General features: G+C 60.0%; 16 protein-coding genes. 4 read left to right on the forward strand and 12 right to left on the reverse strand.

Going from position 1 to position 20,377, the window contains the following annotated elements; all coding sequences use genetic code 11:
- Positions 1-11 precede the first annotated feature (11 nt).
- Together ligD and ku are read right to left on the reverse strand one after the other, a co-directional pair.
- Complete coding sequence (gene ligD, locus PF1751_RS12870) at positions 12-2,471, reverse strand: DNA ligase D (RefSeq protein WP_044287143.1); 2,460 nt, start codon at positions 2,469-2,471, stop codon at positions 12-14.
- Between the two features lie 3 nt (positions 2,472-2,474).
- Entirely contained in the window at positions 2,475-3,308 is an 834-nt protein-coding gene (ku, locus tag PF1751_RS12875; protein WP_010210615.1) for a non-homologous end joining protein Ku, read from the reverse strand.
- Positions 3,309-3,492: 184 nt separating this feature from the next.
- Between ku and PF1751_RS12880 the strand changes: the two genes are divergently transcribed.
- Together PF1751_RS12880 and PF1751_RS12885 are read left to right on the forward strand one after the other, a co-directional pair.
- Complete coding sequence (locus tag PF1751_RS12880) at positions 3,493-3,807, forward strand: hypothetical protein (protein WP_031290812.1); 315 nt, start codon at positions 3,493-3,495, stop codon at positions 3,805-3,807.
- Between the two features lie 12 nt (positions 3,808-3,819).
- Entirely contained in the window at positions 3,820-4,977 is a 1,158-nt protein-coding gene (locus PF1751_RS12885) for a PQQ-dependent sugar dehydrogenase (RefSeq protein ID WP_010210611.1), read from the forward strand.
- A 32-nt stretch (positions 4,978-5,009) separates the two neighbouring features.
- Here the strand turns inward: PF1751_RS12885 and PF1751_RS12890 are convergent, their stop codons facing one another.
- Together PF1751_RS12890 and PF1751_RS12895 are read right to left on the reverse strand one after the other, a co-directional pair.
- Positions 5,010-5,489 (reverse strand): nuclear transport factor 2 family protein, encoded by a 480-nt coding sequence (locus tag PF1751_RS12890; protein WP_021491986.1) that lies wholly within the window; start codon positions 5,487-5,489, stop codon positions 5,010-5,012.
- Positions 5,490-5,542: 53 nt separating this feature from the next.
- Positions 5,543-6,106 carry a TetR/AcrR family transcriptional regulator gene (locus PF1751_RS12895; protein WP_021491987.1) on the reverse strand — a complete coding sequence of 188 codons (564 nt, stop codon included), beginning with the start codon at positions 6,104-6,106 and terminating at the stop codon, positions 5,543-5,545.
- Positions 6,107-6,231: 125 nt separating this feature from the next.
- On the opposite strand from PF1751_RS12895, the gene pssA reads away from it, so the two are divergent.
- Positions 6,232-7,575 (forward strand): CDP-diacylglycerol--serine O-phosphatidyltransferase, encoded by a 1,344-nt coding sequence (pssA, locus tag PF1751_RS12900; protein WP_021491988.1) that lies wholly within the window; start codon positions 6,232-6,234, stop codon positions 7,573-7,575.
- Positions 7,576-7,640: 65 nt separating this feature from the next.
- Here the strand turns inward: pssA and efeO (PF1751_RS12905) are convergent, their stop codons facing one another.
- The 4 genes from efeO (PF1751_RS12905) to efeU are packed head-to-tail and all read right to left on the reverse strand — an operon-like array spanning position 7,641 to position 11,852.
- Positions 7,641-8,459, reverse strand: a complete 819-nt coding sequence (efeO, locus tag PF1751_RS12905; RefSeq protein WP_010210607.1) for an iron uptake system protein EfeO — start codon at positions 8,457-8,459, stop codon at positions 7,641-7,643.
- Positions 8,460-8,486: 27 nt separating this feature from the next.
- Positions 8,487-9,791: an iron uptake transporter deferrochelatase/peroxidase subunit gene (efeB, locus tag PF1751_RS12910; RefSeq protein ID WP_010210606.1), complete on the reverse strand. Its 1,305-nt coding sequence runs from the start codon at positions 9,789-9,791 to the stop codon at positions 8,487-8,489.
- 14 nt (positions 9,792-9,805) lie between these two features.
- Entirely contained in the window at positions 9,806-11,008 is a 1,203-nt protein-coding gene (gene efeO, locus PF1751_RS12915) for an iron uptake system protein EfeO (protein WP_044287144.1), read from the reverse strand.
- A gap of 10 nt (positions 11,009-11,018) precedes the next feature.
- Positions 11,019-11,852: an iron uptake transporter permease EfeU gene (efeU, locus tag PF1751_RS12920; RefSeq protein ID WP_044287145.1), complete on the reverse strand. Its 834-nt coding sequence runs from the start codon at positions 11,850-11,852 to the stop codon at positions 11,019-11,021.
- 167 nt (positions 11,853-12,019) lie between these two features.
- Between efeU and PF1751_RS12925 the strand changes: the two genes are divergently transcribed.
- The gene (locus PF1751_RS12925) at positions 12,020-13,066 is read left to right on the forward strand and encodes an AraC family transcriptional regulator (protein ID WP_044287146.1); all 1,047 of its coding nucleotides are present in this window, start codon (positions 12,020-12,022) and stop codon (positions 13,064-13,066) included.
- Between the two features lie 5 nt (positions 13,067-13,071).
- On the opposite strand, the gene PF1751_RS12930 is transcribed toward PF1751_RS12925, so the two are convergent.
- The 4 genes from PF1751_RS12930 to mexE all read right to left on the reverse strand — a co-directional run bounded on the left by PF1751_RS12930 (position 13,072) and on the right by mexE (position 20,340).
- Positions 13,072-14,295, reverse strand: a complete 1,224-nt coding sequence (locus PF1751_RS12930; protein WP_021491993.1) for a hypothetical protein — start codon at positions 14,293-14,295, stop codon at positions 13,072-13,074.
- Between the two features lie 196 nt (positions 14,296-14,491).
- Positions 14,492-15,907 (reverse strand): efflux transporter outer membrane subunit, encoded by a 1,416-nt coding sequence (locus PF1751_RS12935; protein WP_038453228.1) that lies wholly within the window; start codon positions 15,905-15,907, stop codon positions 14,492-14,494.
- Complete coding sequence (locus tag PF1751_RS12940; protein ID WP_010210597.1) at positions 15,904-19,083, reverse strand: efflux RND transporter permease subunit; 3,180 nt, start codon at positions 19,081-19,083, stop codon at positions 15,904-15,906. The genes PF1751_RS12935 and PF1751_RS12940 overlap by 4 nt, the downstream gene beginning before the upstream one ends.
- 15 nt (positions 19,084-19,098) lie before the next feature.
- Complete coding sequence (gene mexE / locus PF1751_RS12945) at positions 19,099-20,340, reverse strand: multidrug efflux RND transporter periplasmic adaptor subunit MexE (RefSeq protein WP_042571180.1); 1,242 nt, start codon at positions 20,338-20,340, stop codon at positions 19,099-19,101.
- Between the last annotated feature and the right edge of the window lie 37 nt (positions 20,341-20,377).

Raw genomic sequence — 20,377 nt, forward strand, 5'->3', positions numbered from 1 at the left:
GTGGGCGCCATTCATTCCGGTGGATGGGCGCCCAGTTTGTCCCACATCTTCTTGCTGATCTTCTGGCGATTGGCATACCCCGCCCAGGGGTCCGCTTTCAAAGCGTTCAAGCGCTGCAGCACATTGGCGACGGTCCATTGTTGCGCACCGCGTAACCCCTCCAACTCCTCGCGGCTGACCGGTACCGACACTGGCAAGCCAGGCCGTGCGCGCACGGAATACGCCGCTACGGTGCTGGCACCGCGGGCATTGCGCAGGTAATCGATAAAGATCTTGCCGACCCGGTTTTTGGGGCCCGATGTCGCGGTAAAACGTTCGGGCAACTGCTCGGTCATGAACTGGGCGATGGCCTTGGCGAACGCCTTGACGGTCTCCCAATTGTCTCGGCGCGCCAACGGCACGATCAGGTGCAGGCCCTTGCCGCCGCTGGTTTTGACGAAGGCTTGCAACCCCAGCTCATCCAAAACCGACAGGGTGAGTTGCGCGGCCTCCAGCATGGCTTTCCAGGGCAGTGCCGGGTCCGGGTCGAGATCGAGCACAAACAGGTCCGGGGTTTCGATCTTGTCCGAGGTGGCGCCCCAGGTGTGAAACTCCACGCTGCCCATTTGTACTGCGCCGATCAATGCGCCGACGTTGTCGATTTCCATCAGGCGTGCATGGCCAGGATCGAGAGACTGATCCAATTGCTTGATGTTGGGAATGGCCAGGCGCTCCGAGTGTTTCTGGAAGAATTGCTCGCCTTCGATACCCTCGGGCGCTCTCAGCAGTGAGACAGGACGATGGCGCAGGAAGGGCAGAATCCATTGGCTGATGGTGTCGTAGAATTGCGCGAGTTGCTGTTTTTGTGTGCCGCTGTGTTTATCGATCACACGGTCTGGGTGGGTGATGTTCACATCGCGACTGGTTTTTTTCACCGGCTTCCTTGAGTGGACCGTGCGTGGTTGCTCATGAACAACCTGCGCCACCGGCTTGTCGGTGCGCAGCCCGACAAACGCTGCCTGGCGGACCACGCCTTCGCGTGTCCACTCGGCAAACTGCACCTGCGCGACCAACGTCGGTTTGACCCAATGCACACCACGCGCTTGGGCGCTGGACAGTGGCTTCGCCAGGGGTGACGTCTCGCACTCCAGCGGTGTGAGCTGCGCGTAAATGGCTTTCAGCGCCGCCTGATCGAAACCCGTTCCCACACGGCCCGCGTACACCAGGCCCGTGTCGTTATTCACCGCCAGCAACAGCGCGCCGAAGCCACTGCGTGAACCCTGTGGCCGGGTGTAACCGACGATCACGAATTCCTGGGACAGCCGGCATTTGAGTTTGATCCAGTCGGCACTTCGACGGGAAACGTACGGGCTGCCCAGGCGCTTACCGATCACGCCTTCGAGGGCCAAGTCGCAGGCGCTTTCAAAGATGTCCCGGTGGTGCGCGGTAAACGCTTCGGAATAGCGCAGCAATGTGCTGCGGCTACCGGCCAGAGCCTCCTTTAGGGCGGCGCGGCGTTCCTCGACCGGCGCCTGGCGTTGGTCCTCGCCATTGAGAAAGGGCGCGTCAAACAAGTAGTAGACAATGTCCAGGCTGCGGCCGATATCTAAGGCATTTTGCAGCGCCTGAAAGTCCGGCAGGCCGTCGCCATTGAGGCTGACCACCTCACCATCCAGCCAGCTGTCCTTGAGCTTCAGTGCCTGCAAGGCCTTGACCTGACGCGGCAGACGCTCGGTCCAGTCGTGCCCGTTGCGGGTGAACAGGCGCACTTCACCCGCTTGGATACGTGCGAGCATGCGGTAACCGTCGAACTTGATTTCGTATTGCCAATCGCCCTCGGGTGCACGATCCACCAGTGTGGCCAATTGTGGGGTGAATTGCTCGGGGAGGGCGGTTTTCCTGGCCTTGGCCCGCGTCTTGGGTTTGCCCACTGAGGCATCGCTGAGCACGCTGTTCGGCTGGGCCTGGACGATATCGTAGTCGTCGGCCGAGCGCGCCTGTGGGTCCTTTTCCTTGATCAGCAGCCATTGTTCCTTGTCGCCGCTGCCCTTCAAGCGCGTGCGCACCAGCGCCCAGTCACCGGAGAGCTTCTCGCCGACCAGGGTGAATTTGAGCTTGCCGGCTGCGTAGGCCTTGCGGGGCTCATCGTGGGGCTGCCAGATGCCGCGGTCCCACACGATGACATCGCCTGCACCGTACTGACCCGCTGGAATGCTGCCTTCAAAGCCGCCATAGCTCAGGGGATGATCTTCGACGTGGACGGCCAGGCGCTTGTGGCTGGGATCCAGGCTCGGGCCTTTGGGGACGGCCCAACTGAGCAGTACGCCGTCGAGCTCCAGGCGGAAGTCATAGTGCAGGTTGCGTGCGTCATGCTTTTGAATCACAAACGACAGCGCCGAGGCTTTGCGTTTGCCTGCTGGCGCACTGCCTGCCGGTTCGGCGGTTATCCCGAAATCACGTTTGCGGTTGTATTCGCTCAAGGGCTTGGACATGACTTAGGAGGCCTTGGTGGATTTCTTCGCGGCAGGCTTCTTCGTGGGTTTGCCGGCCAGGCTACGCTTGAGCAGTTCCGTCAGGTCGATCACATCGGCGGACTTGCGTTCTTCGCTGTCTTTGCTGGTTTCCACATCCTCGATCTTGCCGGCCTTGGCCTTTTTGGCCACCAGCGCCATGATTTTTTCCTGGAAACTGTCGCGGTAGTCGTCGGGCTGCCAGTCGGCGCTCATGTCGTCCACCAGGCGCTTGGCCATGTCCAGCTCGCCCTTGGCCAGGCTCGGCTTGGTCACGTCGCTGCCCAGCTCCAGTTCGTCCAGGCTTCGCACTTCGGCAGGCCAGCGCAGCATTACCAGCACAAGTGCCGAGTCCAACGGCATCAAGGCTGCCAGGTGCTGCTTGGTGTGCAGCACGACATTGGCCAGGGCCACTTTGCGGGTTTTCCTGAGGGTTTCCCTTAGCAATGCGTAGACCTTGCCGCCACGCTTATCCGGAGCAAGGAAGTAGGGGGTGTCGATGTTCTGCAATGGGATCTGGTCGCTGGCGACAAACGCGATGATCTCGATGGTCTGGGTCGATTTGGGGTGGGCCGAGCGGATTTCCTCTTCGCTGAGCACCACGTAGCGGCCTTTCTCGAACGCAACGCCTTTGACAATGTTGTCCTTTGTCACTTCCTTACCGGTGGTCTTGTTGATGCGTTTGTAACCCACCGGATCCATGCTGCGTTTGTCCAGCCAATCAAAGTCGACGCCTTGAGAGGAGGTGGCCGAGACCAGTGAGACCGGGATGTGTACCAGGCCAAAGCTGATGGCGCCTTTCCAGATTGCCCGTGGCATAAGTGCGATTCCTTACGAAGAGGCTGTGTTCTGGTGACTCGAAAGCGGCGGGAAAAGTTTCTCCGGTCAGATGCGCGGACAGATCGTGTTACACCTGATGAGAAACTATTTAGTGTCGAAAGCCGAACCCAAGGCGTAGCGTGTTATCGAAAGCACGTACTCCTCGCCCCAGAGAGGCTTCGTCATGAACAGTTGCAGGCGTCACGTTGCAGCCCTGTTGTTGGGTCTGGCCCTTGTTCCTATGGTCCAGGCGCAAAACCTGCCCGGTAACAACAGCGGCAACAACGGCCCGATCCACCGGGCCAATCCCAATAGCATGCAGGGTACCCAACAGAATGCTCCGGCGGTCCGCGGTATCCAGACCGGGCCGACTACGCGCACGCCGACCCTGGAAAACGGCGGTATCGGCAATAGCTATCCCAAACGCAATGCCGCGCCCAGCCGCCCAGCCACCGAAACCAAAGCCCCCACTTATGATGCCAACGGCAATCGCCGGTAAGGATTCCGCCTTATGTTTCTACGCAAAAGCCTGCTAGCCGCCCTTTGCGCCACCACGCTGCTGCCGTTGACGGCAGCTTACGCCGCCGACGCCCAGCAGTTCCCCAGTGAACAGGGCAGCATCAGCGCCACGCCGATCGCCAAAGGCCTGGACCACCCATGGGCGGTGGCCTTTCTGCCGGACAAGCAAGGCTTCCTGGTGACTGAACGCCCTGGCCACCTGCGCTTTGTCAGCCCCGACGGCAAGCTGTCCGCGCCACTGAAGGGAGTGCCTGAAGTCTGGGCCAAAGGGCAGGGCGGTTTGCTGGATGTGGTCTTGTCGCCGGACTTCAAGGAGGACCGCACGGTCTACCTGTCCTACGCCGAAGGTGGCGGCAAGGACGGTACCGCCGGCACCGCGGTGGGCCGAGGGCGCCTGGCGGCTGACCTCAGTGGCTTGACCGACTTCAAGGTGATCCTGCGCCAGGAGCCCAAGCTGTCGACCGGCAACCACTTCGGCTCGCGCCTGGCCTTCGACCGCGATGGCTACCTGTTCGTGACCCTGGGGGAAAACAACGATCGTCCGACCGCCCAGGACTTGGACAAGCTGCAGGGCAAGGTCGTACGCATCTACCCGGATGGCCGCGTTCCGGATGACAACCCCTTCGTCGGTCAGCAAGGCGTACGCCCGGAGATCTGGTCCTACGGCCAGCGCAACCCCCAGGGACTGGCGCTTAACCCGTGGAGCGGCACGATCTGGGAAAACGAACATGGGCCGCGTGGGGGGGATGAGATCAACATCATCGAGCGGGGCAAGAATTATGGTTGGCCGTTGGCAACCCACGGCATCAATTACTCGCTGACACCGATTCCCGAAGCCAAAGGCAAAACGGTGGAGGGCACAGTACCGCCGCATCACGTGTGGGAAAAATCACCGGGTATCAGCGGCATGGCGTTTTACGATGCGGATCGCTTCAAGCCCTGGCAGCACAACGTGTTTATTGGTGCGTTGGCCACCCAGGAGTTGATCCGCTTGCAGTTTGATGGCGACAAGGTGATCCATGAGGAACGCTTGCTCGGTGGGCTGAAGGCGCGCATCCGCGATGTACGACAGGGGCCGGATGGCTTTCTGTATGTACTGACGGATGAGGAGGATGGCGTGCTGTATCGGGTGGGGTTGAACCAGGACTAAGCGTTGGGGCCGGCAAACCGGCCCCAACTGTTTTACAGCCCTAGCTCGGACAACCCCGGATGATCATCCGGGCGCCGGCCCAGCGGCCAGTGGAACTTGCGCTCGCTTTCTTTGATCGGCAGGTCGTTGATGCAGGCAAAACGATTGGCCATCAGGCCATTCTCGTCGAATTCCCAGTTCTCGTTGCCGTAGGAGCGGAACCAGTTGCCCGAATCGTCGTGCCATTCATAGGCATAGCGCACCGCGATGCGGTTATCGGTAAACGCCCACAACTCCTTGATCAGCCGGTAGTCCAGTTCCTTTGCCCACTTGCGAGTAAGAAAACCTTTGGCTTCTTCGCGGTTATGCGCGAATTCGGCGCGGTTGCGCCACTGGGTGTCCAGCGTGTACGCCAGGGACACCCGCTGCGGGTCGCGGGAGTTCCAGCCGTCTTCGGCCAGGCGTACTTTTTCGATGGCCGACGCGCGGGTGAACGGCGGCAGTGGCGGACGTGTTTCTGCAGTCGATGACATTGGACGGTTCCTCAATGAATAGGGTTTATCGGAAGTTGCGTCTACCAGCGGGTTCAAAGTCCCAATAACGTTCGCGCCATGCATTGCGCATTATCGGCAGCTGTTGAATCGCCCATCACTAGGGCAACGGTAATGGCGCCATCGATCAGGATCAGCAGTTGCGCGGCCTGCCGCTCGGGGTCGGGGGTGCCATGTGCTTGACACAGTTCAAGTGCGTACTCGAACAGTTTCTGTTTATGGGCCTTGGCCAGCAGGCGCACCGGGTCGCGTGGGTCACCGGTTTCGCCACTGGTGTTGATGAAGGCACAGCCACGGAAGTCGGCGGTGCCGAACCAATCCTTGAGCGCGCTGAACAGCGCCAGCAGGCGTTCTCCCGTGCCTTCACGGCGTTCGACTTCATCGCGCAGCCACTGCATCCAGCGTTCATCGCGACGTTGCAGGGCGGCAATCACCAATTCGTCTTTATTGGCAAAGTAGCGGTAAATACTTTTTCTCGAGACACCGGCGGTCTTCACCAGAAAGTCCATGCCCGTGGCGGCGATGCCATGGCGATAGATCAACTTCTCAGTAACGTCGAGAATAATGTCGCGGGTTTCATTGCGGTTCATTTCGTTCATGTGGCTAACAGTAGAACGATCGTTCTTCATAGTCAATTAACATTTTTCCATGCGCCGCAGCGAGACCTGAGCACCCCCATGGTGTAAGCTCGGGGCCTCTTCGGATTCGACCCATTGCGAGCCTTATGCCGTCGTTCTTCAAACGCTCCCTGCTGCCCAAACTGCGCGGTTTCCCCCTCAGTCCCGACGCCCTTGAGGTGCTGTCCAGCGCAGACGCTTATCGTCGCTGCCTGCTGGAGAAGATTGCCCAGGCCACCCGGCGCATCTATATCGTCGCGCTGTACTTGCAGCAGGACGAAGCGGGGCAGGAGATCTACGACGCCCTGCACGCCGCCAAGGCTGCGCGGCCGGAACTCGACATCGTGGTGGTGGTTGACTGGTTGCGTGCCCAGCGCGGCTTGATCGGTGCCGGCAAGCAGCCCGGCAACAGCGCCTGGTACCAGGCCATGACCCAGCGCCACAGCAGCGAAGTGCCGGTGTACGGCGTGCCGGTGCAAACCCGCGAGTTGTTCGGCGTGCTGCACCTCAAGGGCTTCGTGATCGATGACTCGGTGCTGTACAGCGGCGCCAGCCTGAACAATGTGTACTTGCACAAATTCGACAAGTACCGTTTCGACCGCTACCACCTGATCCACAACAAAGCGCTCGCCGATTCCATGCAGCACCTGGTGGAGCACGGCCTAGTGGCATCCAAGGCGGTCAATCGCCTGGACCTGCCCAATCCGCCCACCACCCGTAGCCTGCGCAACGACATCGGCGATTTGCGCAGCCGCCTGAAACACGCGACTTACGACACCACGGCGGGGCAGTTGCCCAATGGTCAACTGTCGGTCAGCCCCTTGCTCGGGGTCGGCAAGAACAACCCCCTGAACCGGGTGATCCTCGAACTGATTGCCAGCGCCCAACATCAGCTGACCATCTGTACCCCGTACTTCAACCTGCCGCTGCCGGTCACCCGCGAAATCAACCGCGCCCTGGCACGTGGGGTGAAGATCGACATCGTTGTCGGCGACAAGACCGCCAACGATTTCTACATCCCGCCCAGCGAGCCGTTCAAGGTCATTGCTGCGCTGCCCTACCTCTACGAAATCAGCTTGCGCCGCTTTGCCAAGCGCCATCAGCCGATGATCGACAGCGGCCAGTTGAACCTGCACCTGTGGCGCGACGGTGACAACACGTACCACCTCAAAGGCATGTGGATCGACCAGCGCTACACCTTGCTCACCGGTAACAACCTCAACCCGCGCGCGTTCCGCCTCGACCTGGAAAACGCGTTGTTGATCGATGATCCCAAGCATGAGTGGCTGGTGCCGCGACGCACCGAACTGGCGCAGATTTTCCAGCACACCACGCGTATCGAGCGTTATCAGGACCTGCAAACACTGCCGGACTACCCAGAGGCCGTTGGCAAGTTCCTGCGCCGGGTCAGCCGCGTTCGTATCGAACGATTGCTGTACCGCATCCTGTAAACCTGCAGGCAAAAAAAAAGACCCAGCCCCTTCAACCGGGGACTGGGTCTTTTTTTGTCTGTCGCTTAGTTCAAGCCCAGCTTGCCACGCAAGGTGGACAGGTCTTCTGCCAGGGTGTTGACCGGGCCCACCAGGGCCTTGCGGTCGTTTTCCTTGACCTTGTCGTAGGTCTCGAAACCACCGTCCTTGGTTTTGTACTTGGCCAGGATCTTGTCCACGGTGGCGAAGTTCTTGTCGACCTTGGCCAGGAAGGCTTTGTCTTGTTTCTCGATCTGGCCACGGAACAGGTCGACGATTTTCTTCGCGCCGTCGATGTTGCCCTGGAAGTCATACAGGTCGGTATGGCTGTAGCGGTCTTCTTCACCGGAGATCTTGGTGGCGGCGACTTCTTCAAGCAGGGCTGCGGCACCACCTACGACTTTTTCCGGTGGGAAAGTCAGGCCATCGACGCGCGTCTTGAGGTCGTTGACGTCGGTGTTGAGCTTGGCAGTCAGCTCTTCCAGGCCTTGGGTAGTGTTCTGCGAGAACAGTACATACTCGATGCGGTGGAAGCCGGTGAAGTCATCGGCGGTCACGCCCTTTTCATGATCGTCGACGCGGGAGTCGATGGATGCGTCGAGGTCGCTGAACAGCTCGGCGATCGGCTCGATGGACTCATAGTGCACGCGGGTCGGCGCGTAGAGTTTCTTGGCGGTGGCCAGGTCGCCCTTGTTGATGGCGTCGGTAAAGGCTTGGGTCTGGGTGACCAGCTCGCCGATTTCTTCGGTGACGTAGATTTTGTAGTCCGACACCGGCCCGACCAGGTCCAGCGGCGCGGTAGCGGCGAAGGCTGCCAACGGCGAAAGGGTCAGCAATAACGACAACGCGATAGACGACTTTTTCATGGGACGGTTTCCGCTCTGGGGTGTGTTTTAGGTCTGGGCAGTGGTGTGGGGGTGCGTTGCAGCCAGCAGCGTGCGCCCGATGAAATCCTTCGGTCCCGTGACCCCCGGCAAGGTGAAGAAGTACCCGCCGCCGACCGGCTTGAGGTATTCCTCCAGGGGCTCGCCGTTGAGCCGGGTTTGCACGCTGATAAAGCCTTTCTCCAGGTCAGCCTGGTAGCAGATGAACAACAGACCCATGTCCAGCTGACCGTTTTTGTTGACGCCGTTGGAGTAGTTGAACGGTCGACGCAGGATCAGGTTGGCCTGAGTCTGCGGGGTGCGCGGGTTGGCCAGGCGAATGTGGGCATCGAGCTTGGTCACCTTGCCTTCCGGGTCCTTGCTGTAGTCGGGCACCTGGGTTTCTTTGTCGCCGTCCATGGGTGCGCCGGTCGGCTTGATGCGGCCGATGATGCTTTCCTGTTCTTGCAGCGGGGTACGGTCCCAGCGCTCGACGAAATTGCGGATGATGCGCACGGCCTGATAGCTGCCGTTGGCCGCCCAGGCCGGTTCATCACTGCCCGGTTGCACCCACACAATCTGATCCATGGCCTTGGTGTCGTTGGAGTTCGGGTTGGCCGAACCGTCACGGAAGCCGAGGAAGTTGCGTGCGCTCTGCGCGGGTTCGCCAGGTTTACTCGGTGCCTGGGGCGGCACGCTACCTTCCTGTTTCCAGCGCACCAGCAGCAGGTCGGGCAGGTTCTTCACGATGTCGCGCAGGGCGTGGATATTGGTGTCCGGCGTGTTGGAGCTGAACTGCAGGCTCAGGTCACCGTGGCACTGCGCCGGTTCCAGGGCGTCGTTGGGGAAGCCAACCATGCGGCTCAGGCGTTTGGGCTTGACCGCGCCAAGGCCGAAGCGCTCATCGAACAGCGATTCGCCGACGGACACGGTAATGGTCAGGTTGTCCGGCGTGACCACCGGGCCGAGGATACCGGAGTCGGTAGGTGGCAGTTTCGGGTCGACTTGCGGCACGGTGCCGCCGGTCATCAGGAAGGCAATGCGTGCGTTCAAGGTGCGGAACAGGCGCTCCAGGTCCTCGCGGTCGCTGGCCAGTACATCGAATGCCACAAGCATGCCGCAGGCTGGGCGCGGGGTGACGATACCGCTCTGGTGGATGCCGAAGAAGTCGTGGTGATCCTGGGTCTTGTCGCTGCGCGGCGCGGTGGTGACTTGTTCCGCGGCGGCGGCCATGGCCGGGCAGGTCAGGGCGCTGCCGGCAATGGCGGCGCCGGTGGCGGCCATGCCCAGCAAGACACGGCGGCGTTGGTGGTCAAATTGTCCTGAATCACTCATGTGTGCGGTCGTCTTCACTTCAGGCCGGAAAGGCCAAGGGCGGGGTCGATTCCATCGAGTGCAGCGGCCAGAGCCTTGGCCTTGTCGGCGATCTGCTGGCGCTGATCGGCGGTGACGCTGTCGTAGTGGCGGTACTGGCCGTCTACTTTCAATTCGTTGAGTTGGCTGTCGAAGGCCGTAAGGGCGCTGTCCACGTTAGGCAGCAGGTCGGCGGCGGACTTGGTCAGCAAGGGGCGCATCAGGTCGACGACTTTGTGCGCAGCTTCCAGGTTGGCGGCGAAACCATTGAGGTCGACATGGCTGTAGCGTTCCTCTTCACCACTGACGGCACGTACATCGGCCAGGCTGTTGAGGTTGCGCACCACAATGCTGACCAGTTGCTCCGGCGGCAGTGACTGGGCGAGCAGTTGTTGCTTGAGGGTGGTGACGTCGGTCAGCAGACGCTGGGCAATCGGCGCCAAGCCGTCGAGACTGCGTTGCTGGAACAGGCTGTATTCGAGCCGGTGGAAACCGCTGAAGGCCGGGTCTTGCTCGCGCTTTTCAAAATAGTCGGCGCGGGCGTTGATCGCGTTGTCCAGCTCCGCCAGGCGTTGCGACGCCGGGGCCAGCCGTTGGTAAGCCTCGCGCGCCGGAACGTAGAGCGCTTGAGCCTGGGCCAGGTCGCCAGCGTCGATGGCTTGTTGCAACGCGGTTACGGCCTTGATCAATGCACTGCCCTGGCCGCTCAGGTACACACGGAACTCCGACAGCGGCCCAATAAACGCCACCATCGACGGCTTGGCCTTGGCTTGCGCGTCGGATTCCGCGGTCGGCGTCACGTGCAAGGTACCGCGGGGATTGCTCAGCAAGCCGCAGGTGATAGCGTAGTCGCCGGGCAGCAGGTTGGCGTTGATCACCTGGCTCAGGCCTGGGGCGATGTTTTCCCGTTCTTCGACCACCAGCACACCGTCGAGGATTTCCCATTCCACTGCACGGTCGGAGCGGTTGATGATGCGAAAGCTGGCGCGGCCAGCGGGCACGCTCAGTTCATTGGGCTCGCAGGCGTGGCCATGGAGGGTCACCGCGATTTCATTGTGGTTGGTCTGGCGCTTGCTGGCCGCCAGTTGCGAAGCGTAATAGAACAGGCCACCGGCGGCGATCATCACGACCACCGACCCCGCCACGGCCCAGCGCAGGGCGCGGGGTGGCGAGGAGGGCTGAGGAGTAGGGTTGGACAAGAGGCGGTCCTTACTGGCTGGAAACGGAAGAGGGTGTGGCCGGTGCGGTGGGCAGGAAGAACATTGCCAAGGCCACCACCAGATAAATCAAGTAGGCGCCGAGGGTGCTGATGGTCGGCGCTTCCTGATAGCCGAACATCCCGGCCAGTACTGAGCCCAGCGGGCTGTCCATGGGCAACGCGGCACTGAAGTCGAACAGCACGGTCTGCAGGTGATTCCACACGCCTGCTTCATGCAGGGCCTGCACCGAATTGGCGAGGATGCCGGCAGCCACCACCAGGATAAACAGGCCGGTCCAGCGGAAAAACGCCCCCAGGTTCAGGCGCATGCTGCCGGTATAGATCAGGAAACCGACGATGATCGCGAGGATCAGGCCGAGCAGGGCGCCTATGGGTGCGCCTGGTCCTTCGCTCTGTTGGAACACGGCCAGCAGGAAGAACACGGTTTCCAGGCCTTCGCGGGCCACGGCGAAAAACACCATGAGGATCAGCGCCGTGACCTGGTGTTTGGAACCGGCCAGGGCGTGGTCGAGGGATTCGTGCAAGGAATGCTTGATGGACCGCGCCACTTTGCGCATCCAGAACACCATGGAGCTAAGGATGCCCACGGCGACCAGGCCAACCACGCCTTCAAACAATTCTTGCTGTTTTTGCGGGAACTCGGCGCTGACCAGTTCCAGGCCCCCACCGACCAGCAGGGCCAGTGCAGCAGCGAGAAACACGCCGATCCACACGGCGGGCATCCACTGGCCACGGCCGGTCTGTTGCAGGTAGCTGGCGATGATGCCAACGATCAATGCGGCTTCAATGCCTTCGCGCAGCATGATGAGGAAAGGAACGAGCATTCGGCACCGCGTCACAACTAGATAGGGTGCTAATTTGTAACATAATGATACTCATTGCTAAACAACAATCCTTGACGTTTGCTGAACATGGGCTGAACGGTGGTGGCAATGCGCGTCCGCCCTTATGATGCGTGCCATTCTTTGCGCAGCTGGATACGCGGTTCACCATGTCGGAAAAAGACACCATCTCCATTCATCTTGTGCGTGAAGCTTTATTGCAAAGCTGCGCGCCGGGGGCGCCCAGTGCTGAAGTGCTGCACGACGCCGGGATAGACCCGCAGTGGCTGGCCGAACCTAGCGCGCGGGTTTCGGCCACCACCTACGCACGTCTATGGCGCCTGTTGGCACGCCGTACCGATGATGAGTTCTTTGGCATGGACCCGCGCAAGCTCAAGTCCGGTAGCCTGGCGTTTCTCTGCCGCGCTGCAATGGCGCAGCCAACCCTCGCCACCAGCCTGGAGACCGCGCTGGGGTTCCTGTCACTCATGCTGGAGCGGATGCCCGCTGAGTTGGTGCGTCAACAAAGTCTGGCGGAGATCGTGCTGGTCGAGCCCGAGGCTGAACCCAATCGCGCCTTCACCTACTTTACCTACTGGATGATTGTGCACGGCGTGGCCTGCTGGCTGGCAGGACGACGTATTCCAATCCTGGCGATTGAGCTGCGCTGCGCAAAACCGGACTTTTGCGCTGACTACCAGGTGATGTTCTCCGACAACCTGCGTTTCGATCGGCCCCGTACGCGGATGATCTTCTCTGCCGACTGCCTGGACCTGCCGATCAAGCGCACCCCGGAAGAACTCAAGCGTTTCCTGGCTCACGCACCGGCCAATATCCTGGTCAAATACCGCGATCCCGACAGCCTCGCCACCCGCATCAAGCACGACCTGCGCCAGCTCCCCCCCAACACCTGGCCGGAGACTGAAGGTCTCGCCGTCAGCCTGTGCATCTCCGCCTCAACCTTGCGGCGGCGCCTGGCGGAGGAAGGGCAGACCTACCAGGGCCTCAAGGACAGTGTGCGCAAGGAATTGGCGATTGTGTGGTTGGCGGAGCCACAGATCAGTTTTGCCGAGATCGCGGAGCGGTTGGGGTTTGCGGATACGAGTTCGTTTTATAAGGCGTTTCGTAAATGGAGCGGGTCGAATCCGGGGCATTATCGTGGGCTGATTTTAAACTTGGGTGTGGCTGGGGATTCAAGTCCTGTACCTGAGTGTTGAGTAACTTAATAGTCGTCCTCATCCTGATCGTCAGGGGGAGCGTAAAAATCTCGAAGGTCTATGTATTGATAGTTGCTATCGATAACGGTATTTAGAACACTCATTCCGAGTTCGGGATCGTTTGATTTTAAGGTGGTGTTGTTGTTGGCATATGCTTTTTCAAGCTCCTCAAATAAGGACTTTTCAAATATGCCCCACGCTTCAAATGAGATCAAGGTTGAGTGCTCTATCATAAACGCTTTTAGGGCTGGCCAACTGAGGAAACCTTCGGATTGCGCTGAGCAAAATGTCCGAAGAAACTTCAATGAATCTTTGTATTGTTCACCAATGGATGCTCCGTGCCCCTCTGGCGAGTACTCAAACGCGACTTTTTTAATGATCCTATCCAGCATGCAATCGTCCTCGATAGCAAACGTGCGAACAAAGCGTTCGAGCATTTTAAAAGGCGCAACGTTGACCACGGTGATGAAATACGGCGCTAGCGTTTCTGTTCGTTCATTTTTCCACAAAAACGCAAAGCCATTGTTACTCTGCGCTCGTCCCTTGGCGGCGATATACTTGGTGGCTGTCTGCATCTGTTCAACGTACGCTGAAATACGTTCTCTTGCCCCTCCTCGGTAAAGCTCCATGTCATAAAGAGAAATATGAAATCCACCTAAGTGCTCATCGCTCAACAAGACGCTCAGATTGCCCTCTATAAGTTCTTCAGGTGGTACCAGTTCTAATTTAATCTGATCGTCTCTTTGGATTGGTCTTAGGCATACAACTCGTTTGTTGCCCCATACGATTTCGTTGAAGATATAGTGCCTAAGCAATACCGGCCAGTCGGGTGAGACCACAATGCTAATGACATCGGACCCTGCAATAAAAGGGAGGTACTGTTTTATCTCAGCGGTATAGGCGCCCAATTCTGTGCCCGCTTGTCGCGTGGGTCCAGACTGATTTTTTAGCTCAACCACGACTACCGCTTCACTTTCAGAAGAGTAGAGGAGAAAATCGGGTTTCAGTATGTCGCCTGGATCAAGCGATATGTTTTCATTGGCAGAAATCACAATGTTGAAATTCAGGGCGTCCAAGCAAAATTCATAGCTCTTAGTTATGTACCCTTCCTCAATAGACTTTGGTTCTGGTACATCACTCGATTCCACCAGCTCCCCGAAGCCGTCGACATTCTCCAATTGCTCTGCCATCCACATTTGCATGGCTGCTTCATTCGCAAAAATCGCCATAAACCTTCCGTAGTTCAGCACCAACGTTTGATAAAGATTGCATCAGTTTTTTGTAGTATGGCCGAAAGGATGCCATAGGCGAGCAGCTTGATGCCATGGTGATGTCGCTGTGGCTATGTCAAAAAAAGCCCCGTGACCGAATGGACCACGGGGCAAAAAATTGGCTGGATGCGACCAACCAAAGGAGCGCTTTACATCACTTGGCGCTGGCGACCACCGTATCCGGCTGCCAGCCGCCCCCCAGCGCTTTGTAGATCGCCACTATCCCGCGATACAAATCCACTTCGGCCTGGGCCTGGGAGTCTTCGGCGGCCAGGCGCTCACGTTGTGCGTCCAGCAGCACCAGGAAGTCCACGGTGCCTTCGCGGTAGCGGATCGCGGCCAGGTCGGCGGCGGCGCGGCTGGATTCGCTTTGGCGGATCAACGAAACCAGGCGTTGCTGACGTTTGCCGTAGTCGCTGAAGGCGTTTTCGGATTCTTCCAAGGCCAACAGGACTTGCTGCTCGTAGGTCGCCAGGGCGCCGTCCGCCTCGGCATCGGCGCCGCGCAAACGGGCGCGCACGCTGCCCAGGTCAAATGCTGCCCAGGTGATGCTTGGGCCCAGGGCCCAGGCATTCGCGGCGGACGAGCCGATCTGCGAGCCTCGCCCGGCGGTAAAGCCGAGGAAGCCGCTGAGGCTGACTCGGGGGAACAGGTCGGCCTTGGCCACGCCGATACGCGCCGTGGCAGCAGCCAGTTTACGTTCGGCGCTGAGGATGTCCGGGCGACGTTGCAGCAATTGCCCTGGATCGCCAATCGGCAACGCCTTGGCAATTGCCGGCAGGTTTTTCGGGCCCAGGTCGACGCTGAGCTTGTCGGGACGCTGGCCGAGGAGGGTGGCGATGCGGTTGCGCTCGCGCACTTGTTCGGCTTGCAGTTGCGGCACGCTGGCCTCAACCGCCGCGAGACGCGCGTCGGCACGCTCCACGTCGAGCTGGTCGCCCACACCGGCATCCCGCAGGCTGACGGTGATGGTGCGCGATTCCTGCTGGTTCTTCAGGTTGTCCAGGGCAATGCGTTCACGCAGTTGCGCACCACGCAGTTGGCCGTAGGCGTCCACCAGTTCGGCAATCATGGTGACTTGCAGCTGGTACAAGTCAGCCTCGGCGGCCTGCTGGTCGGCGTCGGTGGCTTCCAGGTTGCGCTGGATGCGACCGAACAGGTCCAGTTCCCAGGCCATGTCCAGGCCGAGGTCATAACGCTCACTGTTAACGCGCTTGGTGGTCTGGCCCGGGATTTGCCCCTTGGCCAGGTCACTGCTGGCACGGCTGGTGATGGTGGGCATGGCGTCATTGCTGGCGTCATCGCGGATCGCCCGTGCCGCCCGCAGGCGAGCAAAGGCGACGCGCAGATCCCGGTTACCTTGCAGCGCCTGGGTTACCAGTTGGTTGAGGGTCGGGTCCTCGAACTGTTGCCACCAGATGCCTTCGAACTTGGCGTGGTCATACTGCTTGGCATCGGCAGCGGCCGTGATATTGGCCGCCTCCGGTGTCTGGGTTTTGTAGTCCGGGCCCACGGCACAGGCGCTCAGCGCCAGTACCAACAAGCTCGGCAGGAATACTTTCACACTCATTGCTGTGTCTCCAGCTTCAAGGCCTTGGCCGCTTTGCGCGCTTCGCTGCGCTCTACATAGCGACGGATCAGTACGTAGAACACTGGCGTCAGCAACAGACCGAAGAAGGTCACACCGATCATCCCGGAGAACACCGCCACGCCCATGGCATGACGCATCTCGGCACCGGCACCGCTGGACAACACCAGTGGCACCACACCCATGATGAAGGCGAACGAGGTCATCAGGATCGGCCGCAGACGCAGACGGCAGGCTTCCAGTACCGCAGCGAGCGGATCGAGGCCTTCTGCCTGTTTGTCCTTGGCGAACTCGACAATCAGAATCGCGTTCTTACAGGCCAGGCCTACCAGAACGATCAAGCCGATCTGGGTGAAGATGTTGTTGTCGCCACCCGAGATAATCACCCCGGTAATCGCCGACAGCAGTGTCATCGGTACGATCAGGATCACCGCCAATGGCAGGCTCCAGCTTTCGTATTGGGCGGCCAGTACCAGGAACGCCAGCAGTACGCAGAGCGGGAACACGAACAGCGCAGTGTTACCTGAGAGGATTTGCTGATAGGTCAGGTCAGTCCACTCGTAGGTCATGCCGTTGGGCAGTTCCTCTTTCAGCAGTTTCTCGATCGCCGCTTCAGCCTGGCCCGAGCTGTAGCCCGGTGCAGCGTTGCCGTTGATTTCAGCGGTGATGAAGCCGTTGTAGTGCATCACGCGGTCCGGGCCCGAGGTGTCGCTGACCTTGATGAAGGTCGCCAACGGGATCATCTCGCCTTTGTTGTTGCGCACTTTCAGCTGGCCGATCTGGTCTTCATCCAGGCGGAACTGCTGCTCAGCCTGCACGTTGACCTGGTAGGTCCGGCCGAAGCGGTTGAAGTCGTTGGCATACAACGAACCCAAGTAGATCTGCAGGGTATCGAAGATGTCGCTGATCGCCACGCCGTGGGTCTTGGCCTTTTCACGGTCGATGGCGGCATCGACCTGGGGCACGTTGACCGTGTAGCTGGTGAACAGGCCGAACAGCTCCGGCGTGGTACGGCTCTTGGTGATGATGTTCTGCACTTCTTTGTACAGCTCGTCGTAACCCAGGTTGCCACGGTCTTCGATCTGCAGGCGGAAACCACCAATCGTACCCAGGCCCTGTACCGGCGGCGGTGGGAAGATCGCCATGTAGGCTTCCTGGATGTCGCTGTATTTACCGTTCAACGCGCCGGCAATCGCACCGGCTGACATGCTCGGGTCTTTACGTTCGTCGAACGGTTTCAAGGTCACGAACACGATGCCGCTGTTCGGGCTGTTGGTGAAACCGTTGATCGACAAGCCCGGGAAGGCTACGGCAGCTTCCACACCCGGTTGTTTCAGCGCGATGTCAGACATGCGCTTGATCACGTCTTCGGTGCGGTCCAGGCTCGCGGCGTCCGGCAATTGGGCGAACGCCACCAGGTATTGCTTGTCCTGGGCCGGTACGAAACCGGTCGGGGTGTGGGCAAATCCGAACCAGGTCAGCACCATCAAACCGGCGTACAGGAACAGGGCGATGCCGCTGCCGCGAATCACACGGCGTACGGTGCCGACATAACCGTGGCTGGCTTTTTCGAAAAAGCGGTTGAACGGACGGAACAACCAGCCGCCGAAAATCTTGTCGAGAATCTTGGAGAAACGATCCTTCGGCGCGTCATGGCTGCGCAGCAACACCGCGGCCAGGGCAGGGGACAAGGTCAGCGAGTTGAACGCCGAGATCACCGTCGAGATCGCAATGGTCAAGGCGAATTGCTTGTAGAACTGCCCGGTCAAGCCGCTGATAAAGGCAGCTGGAATGAACACCGCACACAGCACCAGCGCCGTGGCGATGATCGGGCCGGTCACTTCGCTCATGGCTTTTTCAGTGGCCGGGAACGGGTCCAGGCCCAGTTCGATGTTCCGTTCGACGTTCTCCACCACCACGATGGCGTCGTCCACCACAATACCGATGGCCAGTACCAATCCGAACAAGGACAGCGCGTTGAGCGAGAAGCCAAACAGGTGCATCACCGCAAACGTACCAATCAAGGATACCGGCACGGCCACCAACGGAATGATCGAGGCGCGCCAGGTCTGCAGGAACAGGATCACCACCAACACAACCAGGATCAACGCTTCGAACAGGGTGTGCACCACCGCTTCGATGGAGCCGCGCACGAAGATGGTCGGGTCATAGACGATGCTGTAGTCCATGCCTTGCGGGAAGCTCTTTTTCAGCTCTTCCATCTTGCCGCGCACTTCGTTGGAGATCTCGATGGCGTTGGAGCCAGGGCGCTGGAAGATCGGGATCGCCACGGCCGGCTGGTTGTTCAGCAACGAACGCAGCGCGTATTGGCTGGAACCCAGCTCTACCCGTGCGATGTCTTTCAAACGAGTGATTTCACCGTTATCGCCGGAACGGATAATGATGTTCTCGAACTCTTCCTCGGTCACCAGGCGACCTTGGGTGTTCACCGACAACTGGAACGCGGTGGCGGTCGGGGCAGGTTGCGCACCCAGGGCGCCGGCGGCCACTTGACGGTTCTGCTCACGGATCGCGGTCACCACATCGGTGGCCGTCAGGTTGCGCGAAGCGGTCTTGTTCGGGTCCAGCCACACCCGCAGCGAATAGTCGCCCATGCCGAACAATTGCACGTCACCCACACCGCCCAGACGCGCCAACTCATCCTTCACGTTGAGCAGGGCGTAGTTGGACAGGTACAGCATGTCGTAGCGCTGATCCGGGGAGGTCAAGTGCACCACCATGGTCAGGTCGGGGGAGGCCTTGTCCACGGTGATACCGATGCGCGTCACTTCCTCAGGCAGTTTCGGCTGAGTTCGGGTCACGCGGTTTTGCACTTGCACCTGCGCGTTGTCCAGGTCGGTGCCCAGGGCGAAGGTGATGGTCAGGGTCAGCTTGCCGTCGGCGGTCGACTGCGAGGACATGTACAGCATGTTCTCGACGCCGGTGATGGCTTGCTCCAACGGAGCGGCCACGGTTTCACCAATGACTTTGGGGTTGGCGCCCGGGAAGTTGGCGCGTACCACGACGGTCGGCGGCACCACTTCCGGGTATTCGCTGATCGGCAGTTGGAACAGCGAGATCGCACCGGCGATCAGGATCAGCAGCGAGAGCACTGCTGCGAAGATCGGCCGCGAAATGAAGAACTTGGAAAAATTCATCTTGAGTCGTATCCCTTAACCGCGTGGGGTCGCAGCGCTGGCAAGTTTCGGCGCGGCTTTATCCGGCGCCACTTGTTCCAGATTGCTGGCTTCAAGCGCTTGTCGTTGTTGGGCCAAGGCGGCGAGGGTTTCCTTGCTGGCCATCGGAATGGTTTCCGGGGCGACCGGCGACCCTGGGCGCACGCGCTGCAGGCCCTTGACGACGATGGTGTCTTCTTTGTTGAGGCCACTGCGCACGATGCGCAAACCTTCGATCTTCGGCCCCAGTTCCACTGAGCGATAAGCCGGCTTGTCGCCTTCCATCACCAGCACGAACTTCTTGCCGAGGTCGGTGCCGACGGCTTCGTCGTTGATCAACACGGCGGAGTAGGTGCCGCTGCCAACCAGCTTCAAGCGGGCATACAGGCCAGGGGTGAATTCGCCTTTGCTGTTGTCGAACACGGCGCGACCACGGATGGTACCGGTGGCCGGGTTGACCTGATTGTCGACGAAGTTCATCTGGCCCTGGTGCGGGTTGCCGGTCTCGTTGGACAGGCCCAGATAAACCGGAGTGGTCGCACCGCGACGGCCTTGGCGAGCCAGTTCGGTGTACTTGAGGAACACACGCTCATCAGCGTCGAAGTAGGCGTAGACCTTGTCGGTGGAGACCACGCTGGTCAGCGCGGTGACGTCGGCGGTCACCAGGTTACCGGCGGTGATTTCGGCACGGCTGACACGCCCGCTGATCGGCGAGGTCACACGGGTAAAGCTCAGGTTCAACTTGGCCAGGTCCAACTGCGCCTGGATCCCGGCGACGGCAGCGCGGGCTTCCTGGGCAGCGGTGGTGCGCGAGTCGGCCAGTTCGGCCGAAATCGCATTGCTCTGGCGCAGGCGCTCGCCGCGTTGGGCTTCGTTATCGCTGCGGGTGGCGGCGGCGCGGGTTTGTTGCAACTGGGCTTCAAGGCGGCGGACTTCAGCCTGGAACGGACGCGGGTCGATCTGGAACAGCAGGTCGCCTTTCTTTACCAGGGCGCCTTCAGTGAAGGCCACCTGATCGATCTGGCCGGACACGCGCGGACGGATCTGTACGGTTTCGGGGGCTTCCAGGCGACCGGTGAACTCGTCCCACTCGTTGACCGGTTGTTCCAGCACCTTGGCCACGCTGACTTTGGCAGCAGGCATGGCGGCCGCTTGTTCCGGGGTCTTGCCGCACGCGCTCATCACCACCACGGCCAAAACCGCCAGGGGGAAGCGCAAATGTTTGAGTGACTGTTCCATGAGGTGCATCCGCCAATGTATTTGAGATGGGCGGATC

The sequence above is a fragment of the Pseudomonas simiae genome (assembly GCF_000934565.1).
In the GTDB taxonomy this organism is placed as follows: Bacteria; Pseudomonadota; Gammaproteobacteria; order Pseudomonadales; family Pseudomonadaceae; genus Aquipseudomonas; species Aquipseudomonas simiae.

Excerpts from the sequence above, each read along its gene's own strand:
- ligD (WP_044287143.1), bottom strand. The coding sequence starts at position 2,471 with ATGTCCAAGCCCTTGAGCGAATACAACCGCAAACGTGATTTCGGGATA.
- ku (WP_010210615.1), bottom strand. The coding sequence starts at position 3,308 with ATGCCACGGGCAATCTGGAAAGGCGCCATCAGCTTTGGCCTGGTACAC.
- PF1751_RS12880 (WP_031290812.1), top strand. The coding sequence starts at position 3,493 with ATGAACAGTTGCAGGCGTCACGTTGCAGCCCTGTTGTTGGGTCTGGCC.
- PF1751_RS12885 (WP_010210611.1), top strand. The coding sequence starts at position 3,820 with ATGTTTCTACGCAAAAGCCTGCTAGCCGCCCTTTGCGCCACCACGCTG.
- PF1751_RS12890 (WP_021491986.1), bottom strand. The coding sequence starts at position 5,489 with ATGTCATCGACTGCAGAAACACGTCCGCCACTGCCGCCGTTCACCCGC.
- PF1751_RS12895 (WP_021491987.1), bottom strand. The coding sequence starts at position 6,106 with ATGAACGAAATGAACCGCAATGAAACCCGCGACATTATTCTCGACGTT.
- pssA (WP_021491988.1), top strand. The coding sequence starts at position 6,232 with ATGCCGTCGTTCTTCAAACGCTCCCTGCTGCCCAAACTGCGCGGTTTC.
- efeO (WP_010210607.1), bottom strand. The coding sequence starts at position 8,459 with ATGAAAAAGTCGTCTATCGCGTTGTCGTTATTGCTGACCCTTTCGCCG.
- efeB (WP_010210606.1), bottom strand. The coding sequence starts at position 9,791 with ATGAGTGATTCAGGACAATTTGACCACCAACGCCGCCGTGTCTTGCTG.
- efeU (WP_044287145.1), bottom strand. The coding sequence starts at position 11,852 with ATGCTCGTTCCTTTCCTCATCATGCTGCGCGAAGGCATTGAAGCCGCA.
- PF1751_RS12925 (WP_044287146.1), top strand. The coding sequence starts at position 12,020 with ATGTCGGAAAAAGACACCATCTCCATTCATCTTGTGCGTGAAGCTTTA.
- PF1751_RS12930 (WP_021491993.1), bottom strand. The coding sequence starts at position 14,295 with ATGGCGATTTTTGCGAATGAAGCAGCCATGCAAATGTGGATGGCAGAG.
- PF1751_RS12935 (WP_038453228.1), bottom strand. The coding sequence starts at position 15,907 with ATGAGTGTGAAAGTATTCCTGCCGAGCTTGTTGGTACTGGCGCTGAGC.
- PF1751_RS12940 (WP_010210597.1), bottom strand. The coding sequence starts at position 19,083 with ATGAATTTTTCCAAGTTCTTCATTTCGCGGCCGATCTTCGCAGCAGTG.
- mexE (WP_042571180.1), bottom strand. The coding sequence starts at position 20,340 with ATGGAACAGTCACTCAAACATTTGCGCTTCCCCCTGGCGGTTTTGGCC.